The 15,153-nt window shown below is 46.0% G+C and carries 12 protein-coding genes; 10 read left to right on the top strand and 2 right to left on the bottom strand.

Annotation, left to right across the window (positions count from 1 at the left end):
- The first annotated feature begins 78 nt into the window (after positions 1-78).
- The 4 genes from M3P05_RS05645 to M3P05_RS05630 all read left to right on the top strand — a co-directional run bounded on the left by M3P05_RS05645 (position 79) and on the right by M3P05_RS05630 (position 5,521).
- Entirely contained in the window at positions 79-1,803 is a 1,725-nt protein-coding gene (locus M3P05_RS05645) for an ABC transporter ATP-binding protein (RefSeq protein WP_249698438.1), read from the top strand.
- A gap of 64 nt (positions 1,804-1,867) precedes the next feature.
- Positions 1,868-3,415, top strand: coding sequence for an ABC transporter substrate-binding protein (locus M3P05_RS05640; RefSeq protein ID WP_249698463.1), 1,548 nt, complete (start codon positions 1,868-1,870; stop codon positions 3,413-3,415).
- A 163-nt stretch (positions 3,416-3,578) separates the two neighbouring features.
- Complete coding sequence (locus tag M3P05_RS05635; protein WP_249698437.1) at positions 3,579-4,559, top strand: ABC transporter permease; 981 nt, start codon at positions 3,579-3,581, stop codon at positions 4,557-4,559.
- A complete protein-coding gene (locus M3P05_RS05630; protein ID WP_249698436.1) occupies positions 4,556-5,521 on the top strand; it encodes an ABC transporter permease in 966 nt (321 codons plus the stop codon). Before M3P05_RS05635 ends, M3P05_RS05630 begins: the two co-directional genes overlap by 4 nt.
- Before the next feature lie 58 nt (positions 5,522-5,579).
- On the opposite strand, the gene M3P05_RS05625 is transcribed toward M3P05_RS05630, so the two are convergent.
- Entirely contained in the window at positions 5,580-9,755 is a 4,176-nt protein-coding gene (locus M3P05_RS05625; protein ID WP_249698435.1) for a coiled-coil domain-containing protein, read from the bottom strand.
- 151 nt (positions 9,756-9,906) lie between these two features.
- The gene (locus tag M3P05_RS05620) at positions 9,907-10,383 is read right to left on the bottom strand and encodes a TSUP family transporter (protein WP_249698434.1); all 477 of its coding nucleotides are present in this window, start codon (positions 10,381-10,383) and stop codon (positions 9,907-9,909) included.
- Between the two features lie 132 nt (positions 10,384-10,515).
- Here M3P05_RS05620 and M3P05_RS05615 point away from each other — a divergent pair, with 132 nt between their 5' ends.
- The 6 genes from M3P05_RS05615 to M3P05_RS05590 all read left to right on the top strand — a co-directional run bounded on the left by M3P05_RS05615 (position 10,516) and on the right by M3P05_RS05590 (position 15,150).
- The gene (locus M3P05_RS05615; RefSeq protein ID WP_249698393.1) at positions 10,516-11,061 is read left to right on the top strand and encodes a DUF2058 domain-containing protein; all 546 of its coding nucleotides are present in this window, start codon (positions 10,516-10,518) and stop codon (positions 11,059-11,061) included.
- Positions 11,062-11,312: 251 nt separating this feature from the next.
- Positions 11,313-12,743, top strand: coding sequence for a PP2C family serine/threonine-protein phosphatase (locus M3P05_RS21080; protein WP_249698433.1), 1,431 nt, complete (start codon positions 11,313-11,315; stop codon positions 12,741-12,743).
- 88 nt (positions 12,744-12,831) lie between these two features.
- Positions 12,832-13,002: a thioredoxin domain-containing protein gene (locus M3P05_RS05605; protein ID WP_249698432.1), complete on the top strand. Its 171-nt coding sequence runs from the start codon at positions 12,832-12,834 to the stop codon at positions 13,000-13,002.
- An 83-nt stretch (positions 13,003-13,085) separates the two neighbouring features.
- Positions 13,086-13,766 carry an NAD(P)H-binding protein gene (locus M3P05_RS05600; RefSeq protein WP_249698430.1) on the top strand — a complete coding sequence of 227 codons (681 nt, stop codon included), beginning with the start codon at positions 13,086-13,088 and terminating at the stop codon, positions 13,764-13,766.
- A gap of 68 nt (positions 13,767-13,834) precedes the next feature.
- Positions 13,835-14,806 carry a sterol desaturase family protein gene (locus M3P05_RS05595; RefSeq protein WP_249698429.1) on the top strand — a complete coding sequence of 324 codons (972 nt, stop codon included), beginning with the start codon at positions 13,835-13,837 and terminating at the stop codon, positions 14,804-14,806.
- Positions 14,803-15,150 (top strand): hypothetical protein, encoded by a 348-nt coding sequence (locus tag M3P05_RS05590; RefSeq protein ID WP_249698428.1) that lies wholly within the window; start codon positions 14,803-14,805, stop codon positions 15,148-15,150. The genes M3P05_RS05595 and M3P05_RS05590 overlap by 4 nt, the downstream gene beginning before the upstream one ends.
- The last annotated feature ends 3 nt before the right edge of the window (positions 15,151-15,153 follow it).

Raw genomic sequence — 15,153 nt, 5'->3', positions numbered from 1 at the left:
TTAAGGTGAGCACACCTTGGGTGAGACGTACCTGCATATTCATGGTTTACCAATACCGGATATTCAGGAGTTAAGAGCATGACATTGCTCTGTGTAGAAAATCTTCGTATAGAGTTCCCTTCCAGGCATGGTATTGCCGTTTCGGTTAACGATGTCTCCTTCGAGCTGGCCCGTGGTGAAATCCTTGGTCTGGTGGGAGAGTCCGGTGCCGGTAAATCCACCATTGGTAATGCCATCATTAACCTTTTGAGTGCCCCTGGCCGCATTGCCGGTGGCTCTGTTGTTCTGGACGGCGAGCCCATTCAAACCCTTCAGGGTGAGGCTATGCGCCAGATTCGCGGGCGCCGTATCGGATTTATTTTCCAGGATCCGATGACCTCCCTGAACCCACTGCTCACCATCGGCACCCAGCTGATGGAAACCGTGGTTGCCACCCGTGGAGCCAGCAAGGAAGAGGCTGAAGCCAGAGCTCTTGAGTTGCTGGAAGCGGTTGGTATTCCTGAACCCAAACTGAGATTGAACCAGTATCCCCACCAGTTCTCCGGTGGTATGCGTCAGCGCGTGGTTATTGCTATTGCCCTGGCGGGTGATCCGGAACTGATTATTGCCGATGAGCCAACCACGGCATTGGACGTATCTATCCAGAATCAGGTTCTGGAACTGATCCGCAAGCTGTGCAAAGAACGCGATGTTGGCTGCATCCTGATTACCCACGACATGGGTGTGATTGCCAACACCACTGATCGCGTCGCCGTTCTCTATCAAGGCGAACTGATGGAGTGCGGGCCAACCATGGATGTGCTGGAACGCCCACAGCATGACTACACCCGCAGCCTGATCAGTGCCGTGCCCCGTTCTGATGTCAAAGTGCATCGTTTCCCACAGGTGGAATATATCGAGAAGGCTGAAGAGCTGCGTATCGATGTTAAAAACCACTGGCTGGGGCAGAAAGAGTCCTTTGGTGAGGTGGATCACGGCAAGCTGCTGGAAGTGAAAGATGTTGATCTTCGCTTTGTCACCAAACGTGCCTTCCGAGAGAGAGACCGCCGCTATGTGCAGGCCATTGATAATGTCTCCTTCCATGTCAAAGAAGGTGAGACTTTTGGTCTGGTCGGTGAATCTGGTTCCGGTAAGTCCACCACTGCGCGGGTGATTGCCGGTCTGTACCGTCCTGATGGGGGGCAGGTCTATTTCGCCGGTAAAGAGATCAGTGGTATGTCCGCCCGTGAGCGCCGCCCGCTGAATCGCCAGATTCAGATGATCTTCCAGAATCCGTATTCCAGCCTGAATGCCCGGATGACCGTCGCCAATATTATTGCCGAGCCTATCCGTTTCCATCAGCTGGCCAGCTCGGAAGCTGAGGTGCGTCAGATTGTTAATGATCTGCTGGATCATGTTGGTCTGGGTAAGGCTATGGGTGTGCGCTATCCCCATGAGTTTTCCGGTGGACAGCGGCAGAGGATTTCCATTGCCCGTGCGCTGGCAACCCGTCCACGGTTTTTGATCTGTGATGAACCTACCTCCGCACTGGATGTATCGGTACAGGCGCAGATCCTGAATTTGCTGAAAGACCTGCAGGAGGAACTGGGGCTGACCATGTTGTTTATCAGCCACGACTTGCCGGTTATCAGGCAAATGTGCGACCGCATCGCGGTTATGAAGCAGGGTGCCATCGTTGAGATCAATGATTCAGCGAGTCTGTTTACCAACCCTGAAAATGAATACACCAGAAATTTGATTGAGGTTATGCCTCACCTTGACCATCTCTCCCGTGAAGGTCTGGAGCTGGAGAGTGTTGCCTGAGGGCAACTGATAACAATTAGAACTTGATTGCAAACACGTGATCCCCAGGGGGAAGTTTATGATGATGAAAAAGATGCTGGCCGGTGTGCTGTTGGCTGGTGCTCTCGCCACCGGTGCACAGGCAGCCAGCCTGAAGATGGCTTATGATGCGGACCCCGTTTCTCTCGACCCGCATGAGCAGCTGTCCGGCGGTACTCTGCAGATGTCCCATATGGTCTTCGACCCTCTGGTACGCTGGACTCAAGACCTGGAGTTTGAACCTCGTATTGCCGAGAAATGGGAACGTCTTGATGAGGTCACCGTGCGTTTCCATCTGCGCAAGGGCGTGAAGTTCCACTCCGGTAATGACATGACTTCCAAGGATGTGAAGTGGACCTTCGACCGCTTGATGTCCAGCCCTGACTTTAAGGCTATTTTCGAGCCATTTTCTGATATGAAAGTGGTTGATGATTACACTGTTGATCTGATCACCAAGCGTCCATTCCCGCTGGTTCTTAACAGCGCCACTTACATTTTCCCAATGGACAGCGCTTTCTACGAAGGTACTGATGACAAGGGTCAGCCAAAGAACCTGCTGAAGAAGCACGCTGATACTTACGCCTCCCGTAACGAATCAGGCACCGGTCCTTTCCGCGTGGTTGAGCGTCAGCAGGGTGTGAAAGTTGTCTTTGATCGTTTTGAAGATTACTGGGATAAGAAGTCTCCCGGTAATGTTGACGAAATTGTGATGACTCCGATCAAGGAAGCGCCTACCCGTGTAGCTGCACTGCTCTCCGGTGACGTTGACTTTATCGCACCTGTTCCTCCAACTGACCATAAGCGTCTAAAGGGCACTGACGGTTCCGACCTGATCACCATGCCTGGTACTCGTGTCATTACTTTCCAGCTGAACCAGGATCGTGTTGAAGCGTTTAAAGACAAGCGCGTTCGTCAGGCATTTGCCTATGCCATCAACAACGAAGGCATTGTTAAGAAGATCATGAAGGGCTTCGGTACTGCCGCTGGCCAGCAGGGTCCAAAAGGCTATGCCGGTTATGTTGAAGATCTCAAGCCTCGCTATGACCTGAAGAAGGCCAAGGCGCTGATGAAGGAAGCCGGTTATGAAGATGGTTTCTCCATCACCATGATGGCTCCTAACAACCGCTACGTAAACGATGCCAAGATTGCCCAGGCAGCAGCCAGCATGCTGGCCAAGATCAACGTAAAAGTTGACCTGAAGACCATGCCAAAGGCGCAATACTGGCCTGAGTTCGATAAGCGTGCGGCAGATGTGATGATGATCGGCTGGCATGCCGACACTGAAGATTCCGCCAACTTCACCGAGTACCTGACTGCCTGCCCGAATGCCGAGACCGGCTGGGGCCAGTACAACTCTGGTAACTACTGTAATCCTGAAGTCGACGCTCTGGTGAAGGCCGCCGGTTCCGAAACCGACCTGGCCCGCCGCGCTGACATGCTTCAGAAAGTTGAGAAGACCCTCTACGACGAAGCCGCCTTTATTCCTCTGCACTGGCAGAACCTCGCCTGGGGTGCCAGCAGCAAAGCCGGTATCAGCAAAGTTGTTAACGTATTGGATATGCCATACCTTGGCGATCTGGTCGTCAACAACTGAGCTGTGTGAGCCGTGCCGGATCCTGCGCCCGGCACGGCTCTTTTCATACTCAAGAGAAGAGTTGTAAGTGGATCATGACTCTTACTTGTGCAGGTGGGTATGAATAATCTTGTGGCGAGTCACCCGGAGTGGTGACTTACCCATAACACAGTGAAGTCTAACGATGTTTGCCTTTCTAGCCCGGCGCTTGCTTCAGGCGCTGATAGTGATGTTCGTGATCAGTCTGATCAGCTTTTCAATCCAGGATAACCTGGGCGACCCTTTGCGGGAGCTGGTGGGGCAGTCCGTATCTGAAGCACAAAGGCAGGAGTTGCGTGATGAGCTGGGTCTCAATGACCCGTTTCTGGTGCAGTATGGTCGCTTCCTGAAGGGAGCTGTCCAGGGAGACCTGGGGCAGTCCTACTTCTTCAAGGAACCAGCACTGGAAGTCATTCTGGCCAAGTTACCGGCCACTCTTGAGCTTGTGTTCGGTGCAACGCTGCTGATTATTGTTGTATCAATTCCGGCGGGCGTTTATGCCGCCATACGGCCCCATAGTTTTTTGACCAAGATGATTATGGGCTGGAGTATTCTTGGTATCTCAATTCCGGTTTTTCTGACCGCGATATTTGGTATTTATCTGTTTTCTATTGAGCTTGGCTGGCTGCCGTCCTATGGGCGGGGAGAGCTGGTTCATGTCTGGGGTAGCTGGGAATCCGGTTATTTGAGCTGGGATGGTTTTCTTCATCTGATCATGCCCTGTTTCGCTCTGGCCAGTATTATGCTGCCGTTGTTTATCCGTCTGATCCGTTCAGAGATGGTGGAAACACTTTCGACAGAGTATGTGAAATTTGCCAAAGCCAAGGGTTTGAAGAAAACCCGAATTTACTTTCTCCATGCACTGAAGAATACCATGCTGCCGGTCGTTACCGTGGGTGGTGTGCAGATCGGTACCATGGTGGCCTACACCATTCTGACCGAAACCGTGTTTCAGTGGCCGGGTATGGGTTTTCTGTTCCTTGAAGCCGTAAACCGTGTCGATACGCCGCTGATCGTAGCTTACCTGATTGTGGTGGGTGCCATCTTTGTTGTTGTGAATACCCTCGTGGATTTGATCTACGGACTGATTAACCCAACTGTACGACTGGCGGGAGGTGACAAATGAGCCAAGCTGATACGATTGGTCAGGCTGCTCAAGTTACCCATGTGCCTGGTCGTTGGGAGCGTTTTAAGAAGTCCAACTTCTGGTACAACTTTACCAAGGACAAGGTTGCCCAGATTTCCTTTGTCATTCTGATCCTGATGGCTGGTGCGGCGTTTCTTTCACCGGTTTTGGCTCCTACCAACCCTTATGATCTAGTGTCCATTGATATCATGGATTCCGAGATTCCGCCATCCTGGGCGGAAGAGGGGGAGGAACGGTTCCTTCTGGGTACCGATAACCAGGGACGTGATCTGTTCAGTACCATACTTTATGGAACCCGTACCTCGTTGATAATTGGATTTTGTGCGGTAATGCTGCAGATGTTCCTCGGTGTATGTATCGGTCTGAGTTCCGGCTATTTCGGTGGCCGCTTCGATAGCTTTATGATGCGGATGGCGGATATACAGCTGTCGTTCTCAACCATGATGGTAGCGATAATTGTGCTCGCCGTGTTCCAGGCTTCCTTTGGGGCTGAACTCTACAGTGAGCTGGCCATGTTAATGCTGATACTGGTTATCGGTATTGCCGAATGGCCGCAGTATGCCCGAACCATCCGTGCCTCTGTTTTGGCTGAGAAAAAGAAAGAGTATGTAGAGGCAGCCCGGGTGATGGGTTTCGGCAGCGGCCGGATTATGTTCCGTCATATTCTGCCTAACTGCCTGTCGCCGATTCTGGTTATCTCTACGGTACAGATCGCTAACGCCATTATCAGTGAGGCGGCGCTGTCATTCCTTGGACTGGGTATGCCGGTATCCAAACCTTCACTGGGTTCCCTGATCTCCAGCGGTTTTGAATATATCTTCTCCGGCAGCTGGTGGATTACTGTTATCCCCGGCATTGTGCTGGTGGTTTTGGTACTGGTGATTAACCTGCTGGGTGACTGGCTGCGGGATGTGCTAAACCCGAAGCTTTATAAAGGTTAACGACTCTTCGCTGTTTGTGTGTTGGTGCCCAAAAGGGAAGTGTGTAAGCACGCTTCCCTTAATCAGGTGATTGGTTAGATCCCTGAGTAGCAGCGCTAGCGCGTTCTTCCAAGAAACGATAAAGGTCAAAATCATCCCCGCTGGTCGAAACTGGATGATATTCGCCATGATTTGGGTTTTGATATGAATAAGGACCGGGCTGGAGCATATGAGTCGCAGAAGTCGGAGCACAGTTCCCCGTAGGGGGGGGCGTTATACCCACATTATGAGTTTGAAGGACATAAGGTGAGTCAGTGCTCGAACTTGACCTCAAGGCTAGCTGTTCAAACCCTCTTGGTGCAGTTCCAGACGTGAGTTCAGACGAACCTGGAAAATTGCTTGAGGCTAAGAAAGATTGCCGTGTAATAATGTGCCTGACATTGATATCATGCCTGCCCGCTGGAAGGTGGGGGAAATGACCTTGGGTTTGCTGCTGTTCAAACATCATTTGTTGTCTTAGGTCTTCGTTTATTTGCGGTAACCTGTTTGCATAGAGTTGATGAGCTCGTTGATAAACCATTTTTTCAATGTCTGCCTTCACTTCCTTGAGTTGTTTTTCATGTATTTCTTTCTGTTGTTTATGGATTTCATTTTGTTGTTTGCTTAACTCATCTTTCAAAGCTATTTGATCATTTTTTCCTCTTAACTCAGCATTAAGGATGCTTTCTCTATTTTCTGCAGCAATTTTATCTTTTTCTAATTGATGAATTTTATCATTCATTTGCTTTAATTGATTGGTTTCCATATATTGAAGTTGATTATTTAAAGTGGATAGGAGTCGTTCTTTTTCATCTAGCTTTGTTTCAAGATGTTTGTTGTGCTCTTGACTCTCAGTCGATTTTATTTTTTCCTGGTTTAGAGAGTCTATGAGTTCTGATAACTGCATTTTTTCTGCAACTATAGATGCGATAGTATTATTGAGCGTTAATGATTCTGCCGCCATTGTTGAAATTTCTAATTCAAGATTGGATATCTGTTCAAGGTTATCAGTAAGCTGTCGTTCTTTTTCAGTAAGAGCTTCCTTACTATCAATAAGCTGCTTCTGAGTATCCTGAGATATATTTATTTCAGTTTCTAGTTCGTTTTTATGCTTTAACTCCATGTTGTGGAGATGAGCGTCCAAGTGACGAATTCTTTCTTGTTGTTTGGTGTTTTCTTCACGAAGTGAAATCGTATCACGCCTTAATTCTTCTTCTGAGTCTCTAATGCGCTGTATTTGTACTAGCTGTTCTTGGTGATTTGTCTTCAAACTGGCAAGTTCGGTTTCCTTGTCTTGCAGTTTTCGTTCTAGATCCATGACACTATCTTCGGCATTGTGAGCTCTGTCTCTATATTGTATTCTTTCATTTTCTAATCGCTTTTTTTCTATTGTCAGCTCCCGATAGTCCACATTACGATTATGGGTAGCTTTTCCATGTTCCTTCTCCCAGTGCGTGGCGTCTTCCCGTGCAGTATTTAGATCTTCTTTAGCCCTGGCAAGGTCTTGCTCCAGTTTCTTGATAGTTGCCTGAAATTTAGATACAGCTTGCAGTTGAGCATAACCTATAGGTTCCAAACCTGCAGAATCTGGTTTTATATCATGGTGAATAGATGTAGCGGGTGTAGAAGAGGAACTGGTTTGATCTGTGTGTTTATGTTCTTTTAGCTTGCTATGTTGTTGATTAGTTTGATGCTTTAAATTTTCCACCTCTTCCTTTTTTCTCTCGTAATCTTTCAGTAAATTATTATAGGTGTCACACGTCTTTTTATGTTTATTTATTGACTCTTTATACTTGTTACTAACTTCAGTATTTTTCTTTTCTAATCTTACAATATCTGCTTCCAGCGTAGTGGTTTTATGTTTTTGGGCAGCAAGATCACTTTGATAACTTCCAGCTTTTATTACTGACTCTGTATAGCCCTTCCTTTGTGCCTCCAATTCTAGAAGAGCTTCAGAAAGTTCTTCGCTAATCCTTTTAAGATTTTCTTGAAGTGTAGAAACCTGCTCTTGATGTTCAAGCTTCTGTTGTTTTAAGGAATCCTCACTGGTTTGTAGCTTATTCTCAATCTCACAATAGGCAGTTTGTTTATTATTGAGACCAATTTCTAAATCTTCGCTTTTCCGCAAAAGCTGTGAGTGCTCTTTATTCAGCTTCTCCAGCTCAACGTTATTGTTAGTCAGTTCCTCTTTCATCTTTTCAAGCCTATCCTGTAATACCTCAATAGTGTTATCGTTGAACAAGTCAAGCTCAGGTGTATCCGGCTGATAATTATCAGCAATAGCTTTCAGAGAGGTTGCAGTATGTGAGGATAATGTTGTCTGAGTACCCTGGTCCACCATATCCACAGGATAGGGTAGACTGACCTGGATAGAAGCAGCGCTAGTCGATACTGGAGGCCTGAGTTCATCTTCCCGTGTTTTTTTAGCGGATCTTTTGTGCTTATGTTTTGCGTCAGAGTCACTCCCGCCCTCAGATAAGTCTTCTCCCATAGCTTCAGGTGATAAGTGGATACGCTTTGAGTCTGTTCTTGGTCGTGGATCAGCCTTTTTAGTAGCAATGATGTCAAGAAGATCTTGAAAGGGAAGAAAACGAATATCGTTATACTTGTCATAATTAGCCAGATATTTTTTTATAAACACAATCTTAGTTTGAGCTTCACTGTACTGGCCACACATAACGAGCATGTTACAGACAGCATAAAAATTATATAATTCATTATTGGTATGGTGATGATGAAGTTTTGCTGCTGCATCCCGATCACGCTTAGCCATACAATATCGATATGAATGAGCAAGTTCAATATTATCCTTTTCAGTATTATCTAAATCACGAGTAAGTAATCTATCAAGGGTTTCTTTTGCTCTATCAAATTCTTTATTTTGAATATATTTAAGTGCCGAGAAAAAATCGAAATCAATGAGTGCACCACAATCTTTAGCAAAAATTATTTGAATATATCTGTCATGCCTAGTGTAAGAATTATTAAGAATATCACTAATCACTGGTTTTAAAACCTTATGCATAAGAGTGTGGGGTATACAAAACTTTCCCAGGCTTGGCAAGTGTCTAGCCAATTCTATTGTCATCACTGTTTCACTGCCACGTTTCATCGGAATCTTCGTATGAAAACAGCAAGGGCCAAATGACAGAATGCAGCAACCATAGAATAAAATATTATTCATTGTTTTTATGCTTATCTCAGAATCATTTAAAGGTCTTCTTGTGATTTCAAAGTGGAGGAATTTATCTGAAAATAACCTGGATGCACAGGCAATTCTTAAACAGTCATTATGATTGAATTCATTTTTCCTTAACTCTTTGAATTCTTTAATTAGTGTTGAGAAAGCACCTGATGTATCAATAGATTGATTAATTGTTTTGTTAAGATGATGCTGTTGAAATAAACTGGAAAAATCTTTGTTAAATTCTTCGTCAGGATACTTTTCACTAATAATCTCACAAAGGGTATTGTATGCATCCATCCAAAAACTATGTACCCGACTTGTTAGGCGTCGACTATTCAATACCCAAATAAGGTATTGGTTGGTTACTTTTAACACTTGCTTAGCTTTCACATAATCAAGATTGTTTAGGAAGTCTTTGTTGGTTAATAATGTTTTAACAAAGATTGTTACAATCCTAAAAGTTTCTAGTTTATATTTATGGTAATCATTACTTAGCCCAAAAGACCAATTCTGGTCATTCCCATAAAAAATGTTGCTGTGATATTTTTCCAGGATAGATAAAGATTGATCAAGATTTTCAAGATTTCGCAATAGCCTTTCATCATCACCTTTAAAGTTATGATCCTCGCAGAATTTTTTAACAGAGTCCCAACTTCTCCCTTTCTGTTCGTGAAAGGTTCGAATGATCGATTTTGCTTCACTGAACCTGCCATTTACAACGCACTTCATTGAACTTGTATAAGCTGCTTTTACAGCATCGATAATCGACCGTTCCTGGTTTGGGATTCTGGGTCGGGTTTCTCTATCAGTCAGTGAAACTGTTTCAGGCTTTTTCTTGGGGCTTGGCATATCTTCATATCTGTGAGGTGAGAGGCTCCGATGCTGGTGATATGAATGCATCACAGCCTTTCTAGCTGATCTTCTGTCGAAATCGCCAGATTTTGCAGGAACTATAGACTCAGGAGACTCAGGTCTAATTCTAGCCTGGCTTGTTCTCTTGCTACTTCCAAGTATTCTTCCTGCCGCCATTTAATACTCCGTTTGATAATTTTGTAGGATAAAAGTACAAATTTAATGTGACTTAGACAGGAGAACGAGTAAATTTGTTAATCTATTAACTAACAAAAATGTTAAATTAATTATAAATACTAATTTTCGAATCGCTTCAACCCAAAGAGCCTTAACCAAAACTCTCCCAAAGAAGCTTCGCCGACATAACCAGATAAATCACCACCATCATAGGCCGAATCAGCTTCTGCCCTTTGGTCATAACCATTTTGGAACCAATCCGGGCACCAATAAGCTGACCGGCCATCATCACCAGCCCTAGAAGAACAATGACATGCCCGTCTGCCAGGAAGAAACCTAGGGAGAAGATATTGCTGGTGAAGTTCAGCGCCTTGGTATGGGCGATGCCACTGGCAGTGAATGTCCAAGCAGAACCACGCAGAACATGGCAAAGAAGGAGCCTGTTTCGGGGCCAAAGAAACCATCGTAAAAACCAATACCAAAACCGGCGGTCAGGGCAAATGTTGTCAGAGTGACTCGCTGATGGCCGCCATCCAGCCTCATGTTCACCGGCACAGGAGATTTTCAGGATAAACGGGTTGGGAAGATCCCAGGATAGGTTTTGACTCATTGCTGCTTGGGTGGTCATGCCGGTACACCAGAAAGAAGTCCTGCCAGACTCTCATGTTAGAGAAACAGGCGGTTTTGGTACATGGTTAAATTTGGCACGAAAGGTATAATGCAGCCTGTTTTTTAATTACCAGATGCCTCTGCCTGAGTTATGAGCAAGTCATTACGAGACCAGTTACTGGGTGCCGGTATTGCCAGCAAGAAGCAGCACCAGCAAGCCCGTACACAAAAGAAAAAGCAAAAGAAACAGGGCGTTGACCCCCAGGTTGAGCAGCGTCGTCGCCTGGAAGAGGAGAAGCGCAAGCAGGTTGAGCGTGATAAGGCCCTGAACCAGCAGCGTGAAGCCGAGCGTAAAGAGAAAGAGAAGCTGGCCCAGATTCGCCAGATTGTGACCACCAACAAGGTTGAGCGCAAAGACGGCGAAAGCACCTACAGTTTTGTTGATAACAAGAAGATCAAGAAGTGGTACCTGGATGACAAGCAGATCGACGAGCTGAGCAAAGGTCGCCTGTCGCTGGTTCGGCTGGAAGAGGAGGATTATGTGCTGATCTCCGGTAAAGTGGCTGAAAAGCTGGCTGAGCGTCTGGGAGAGGAAGCTGATCAATTCCTGCTGGTGAATAACAAAGGCAAGCAGGAAGAGATTGATGAAGATGATCCTTATGCGGATTACCAGATTCCAGATGATCTGATGTGGTAATTGCCAGATACTGTGATTTAAGAAAGCCTGCACTGATCTGCGGGCTTTTCTTTTTAGGGGAAATCAAAACATTTCTTGCAAACTGATAAGTCAGGATACTGGGTTTTACTGGATGGCAAAGGCTGCTGTGATGTCGGTTTCAGTTTAACGCGTGTTATAAGAGCAGGCTTTAACAAGGGTGTTATCTTTTGTCTGTAATACCCCCGCAGGAAACTGTCTAAAGCAGTACTTAATCCGGAAGGGAATTGAAAGTGTATCCAGAACCAGTTTCAACAACACCTCCAAGTATTGCAGGCAATTCACCCAAGCCTTCACTTGAATGTACTGAGGAGGATAAAGGCACGAAACAGGTTGTTGAGGAAGTGCCGCCAACAGTGTCCATTCAGTCTGATGAGCCGTTATTACCACCCGAGCCGGTTATCTATCCAGGCATGTCAATCAATATGAAGACAGTTTCCCTGGCGGATATTCAGAAGGAAGGCCCAAGATATGTTGACTGGATACGGGTGCCGACCACCTTTGCCACTTCTGATCCTATTACGCCAGAGTTATTGGATCACCTTGATTATCAGGTTGTAGGTTCTGATGAAAAAGTCAGGGATAAATTAAGACGTGCCAGTGAAAGTGCCAGCTCTGAATCAAGAATTGTCAAAGCCACTGTCCAGGAATGTTTTAATCGAAAATGTGAGAAAAAACTGGATGACTTATTAGACCGTTCTGAGGGTTTGACCACGGCAAGTATATCCGGCCCCTGGGGAGGATGCTTTGTACTGCAGAATAGTAAAGGGCATATGACGCAGGATGAATTTACAATTGGTGGGATTGCTGAAAAAAAGAAAGAAGAAGATACGGTACCTCCCAATATTGGCCTTTTTGATGGCCATGGTTTGCAGGGGGAGATGGTTGCCAAAATGGCCTCTTTACTATTGGTCAACCAGATTCAACAGAGAATGAAAACTTACGCTGATGGAGTGGGCAATACAGATACGGTTATCTGGAATGCCCACAAGAATGGATTTACAGATTCCGACAGACTGGTAAACCATTTTCAAACCGGAGGTAGCACAGCAACGCTTTCATCTTTCTATGGGCAGGATTTATGGACAGCCCAGGCCGGAGACTCTCACCAGCTATTGATTAAGCCGGACGGAACTTATAAAGGTCTGACGGAACAGGCCTCCCCGGGAAAAATCAAATATCTCAAGCAAATTGAAAGACGTGGCGGGCGGCTGAATTCAACCAAAAGACGAATTAAAAACCCTGATGCTAAAACCCTGGCAATGGCTAAGTCTATTGGTGACCATAACTATCAGGGCTGTTCCAATCCCAGGCCTAAAATTGTTGTGACCAGAAAACCTGATGGTGGCTGGAATAATCACTATCTGTTGCTGGGAAGTGATGGTTTCTGGAAAGTAACCAGTGATAAGGGGGCCTGTGCTGCTCTGAAAAAACTGCATCAGAAAAAATATTCTGCCAGCAAAATAACCAGAATATTGGCATTGGCTGCAAGAGCTTCCGGTTCCCATGATGATATATCTGTCGCATTGGCAGATCTTAATTATCTGGCAACAAGGACGAAATCAGTTCCGGTAGACTTATTACCCGCATCTCCAGTTGGCACACTGGGAAAAAAACGTGTCTCTTCATCAAGTTCCGGTAAGAACAAGGCCTGCGTGAAATAAAGCACTCAGGTTTCTCATACGATGTGCTTTCAGCAGAACCTATAATGTCAGGATAAACATCTGCACTTATTCGAAAAAGGATTTTTCTATGAGTATCCAGGCTGGTGACCAACTTCCCGATTTCATTTTGTTCGAATTTGATGATCAGGAAGGTGTGGTTGAGAAGCGTCTCTCTGATCTGGCCTGGAAAAAGAAAGTAATCGTTGTTGGTGTTCCCTGCGCCCGCAGGGATGAACCCCTGTGCCGGAACGAGAGCTGAGTGTAAGCATGCTTCCCTTTTTTAATGTCCGCAGATAAATTGTGAAACCACTGACTTTTATCGATCTGGTGAAGTAAAAAACTATGGAACAGTTGGAGTGCAGAACTGCCGTTATTTCCGGAGCATCAGGTGCGGTTGGCAGACATCTTCTTCAAAAGCTTTTGGCTTGCCAATCTTATTCAAAGATTGTCAGCCTGGTACGCAAGCCTTCCGGAATAGAGTCGAGCAGGCTGACAGAGCTGGTTGTTGATTTCGAAACCCTTGATCAGCTTGGGGAGCTTGAGGGGCTGGATGCTGTTGAACAGATTGATGATATTTACTGCTGCCTGGGAACTACCCGTAAGAGAGCCGGTTCTGCACAAGCCTTCCAGCGGGTGGACCGGGATTACGTATTAAAACTGGCACGGCTGGGTATGCGGTTCAATATGCAGAAGTTTGCCGTAATCAGTTCAGTGGGAGCGGGCAAAGGCTCTTCAGGTTTGTATCTGAAAACCAAAACAGAAATGGAACAGCAGTTAGGTGAACTGAATATTCCCCAGTTACTGATTTTCCGGCCCAGCCTTCTGCATGGTGAAAGAGCTGAGTTTCGTTTGGGCGAGGCAGTCGGCTTCTATGCGCTGCAAGCATTGAAGTGGCTTCCGCCACTGATGAAATATCAGCCGGTTTTAACCAGTCAGGTGGCAAAAGCCATGCTGAGCATCACATTGAATAGCCAGAATGAGAATGTGCGAATTGTTGAAAGTATGGAAATGCAAAAAGTCTAAGTTCATTTGCTCTGGATAAGAGCAGTCTATACACTTGTTTATCAAAAATAATAATAAGACTGCTGTTCATGAAAGATACTCATTCTCCGTGGCTTCAAAAGGCACTTCCCGTTTTGGTTTTCCCTGTCACCATGGGTGTGGCACTTCTCTCAATCTGGCAACTGCTTAAAGCGGATGTTCATGAAGGGCTGGCAGTGTTTCTGGTTCTTGTTCCCGGTGCCTTGATTATTGCGGTTCTGGAACGGTTATTACCTTACCGTGAAGACTGGAATAAAAATGATGGTGATTTAAAAACAGACCTGATCCATATGCTGGTGGCGCAGATTTCCATCCCCCGACTGACCAAACCATTATGGATTGCGGCGCTGGTTTCAACCGTTGGCTGGTTAAACCAGACATATCCATCGGGGCTCTGGCCCCATCACTGGCCTGTAGTTATACAGCTGGGACTGGTTCTGCTGATTGCCGAGTTTGGCCGCTACTGGGTACACCGGGCAGCACATACTTATATCCCTTTATGGCGCTTTCATGCGGTTCACCATAGTCCAAACCGATTGTACTGGATGAATGCCGGTCGGTTTCATCCTGTTGAGAAAGTGTTCTTTCTGATTCCCGAGGTTGTTCCATTTATCCTGCTGGGAACAAATATTGAAGCGATGTCGCTGTACTTTGTTTTCAATGGCATCCATGGCATGTTCCAGCACAGCAATATCAAACTGAAGTTGGGATGGTTGAACTATGTGTTTGCCATGACTGAACTTCACCGCTGGCATCACTCCAAACTGGTTCGTGAATCAAACCGAAATTACGGCAATAACCTGATTATCTGGGATCTGGTGTTTGGCACGTTCTTCTGGCCAAAAGAGAGAGACGTGAAGGTAATCGGAGTTTATAACCCGGATTACCCCAAGGATTATCTCGGCCAGTTAAAAGCACCATTTCAGGGAAATATTGATAAGCCTGCAGATTACAAGCAACGGCCAAAATATTACGAGGCCAAAGTCAGGGAAGAGTGTCTGCCAGCGGAGGATATGGCATGAACCTGTTTGTAAAAATCTATACGGTTATATTTGCCCTGGTTTTGCTTATTGGTGAAACACTGATTGCTTTGAATACCGAGAAGTACTGGCCGTTATCTCTGGATGATTTTGTGGTAGCCATTTTGTTAATAGTGACTGCCAAGATCTCCTGGGATAAAACAATCCATTGGTTTATGCCGGTTCTCTGGGCTTTTGCCTGCGGCAACCTTTATGCCATGTTGTTTACCCGGCTTGATCCTGTAACAGGCTCAGGGGAAAGGATTGGGCTGGTTACTATTGCTCTTTTGGCTGCGGCTATTGGCTTGGCAGGTTCGCTGATTGCCCGGAAGAGTAAGGGTTCGTAGTAA

Origin of the sequence: Parendozoicomonas callyspongiae, from assembly GCF_023502345.1 — a bacterium.
In the GTDB taxonomy this organism is placed as follows: Bacteria; Pseudomonadota; Gammaproteobacteria; order Pseudomonadales; family Endozoicomonadaceae; genus Sansalvadorimonas; species Sansalvadorimonas callyspongiae.
This window is presented reverse-complemented; position numbering and strand designations above follow the sequence as displayed.

Coding starts and splice junctions, on each gene's coding strand:
- M3P05_RS05645 (WP_249698438.1), top strand. CDS start 79: ATGACATTGCTCTGTGTAGAAAATCTTCGTATAGAGTTCCCTTCCAGG.
- M3P05_RS05640 (WP_249698463.1), top strand. CDS start 1,868: ATGAAAAAGATGCTGGCCGGTGTGCTGTTGGCTGGTGCTCTCGCCACC.
- M3P05_RS05635 (WP_249698437.1), top strand. CDS start 3,579: ATGTTTGCCTTTCTAGCCCGGCGCTTGCTTCAGGCGCTGATAGTGATG.
- M3P05_RS05630 (WP_249698436.1), top strand. CDS start 4,556: ATGAGCCAAGCTGATACGATTGGTCAGGCTGCTCAAGTTACCCATGTG.
- M3P05_RS05625 (WP_249698435.1), bottom strand. CDS start 9,755: ATGGCGGCAGGAAGAATACTTGGAAGTAGCAAGAGAACAAGCCAGGCT.
- M3P05_RS05620 (WP_249698434.1), bottom strand. CDS start 10,383: ATGACCACCCAAGCAGCAATGAGTCAAAACCTATCCTGGGATCTTCCC.
- M3P05_RS05615 (WP_249698393.1), top strand. CDS start 10,516: ATGAGCAAGTCATTACGAGACCAGTTACTGGGTGCCGGTATTGCCAGC.
- M3P05_RS05605 (WP_249698432.1), top strand. CDS start 12,832: ATGAGTATCCAGGCTGGTGACCAACTTCCCGATTTCATTTTGTTCGAA.
- M3P05_RS05600 (WP_249698430.1), top strand. CDS start 13,086: ATGGAACAGTTGGAGTGCAGAACTGCCGTTATTTCCGGAGCATCAGGT.
- M3P05_RS05595 (WP_249698429.1), top strand. CDS start 13,835: ATGAAAGATACTCATTCTCCGTGGCTTCAAAAGGCACTTCCCGTTTTG.
- M3P05_RS05590 (WP_249698428.1), top strand. CDS start 14,803: ATGAACCTGTTTGTAAAAATCTATACGGTTATATTTGCCCTGGTTTTG.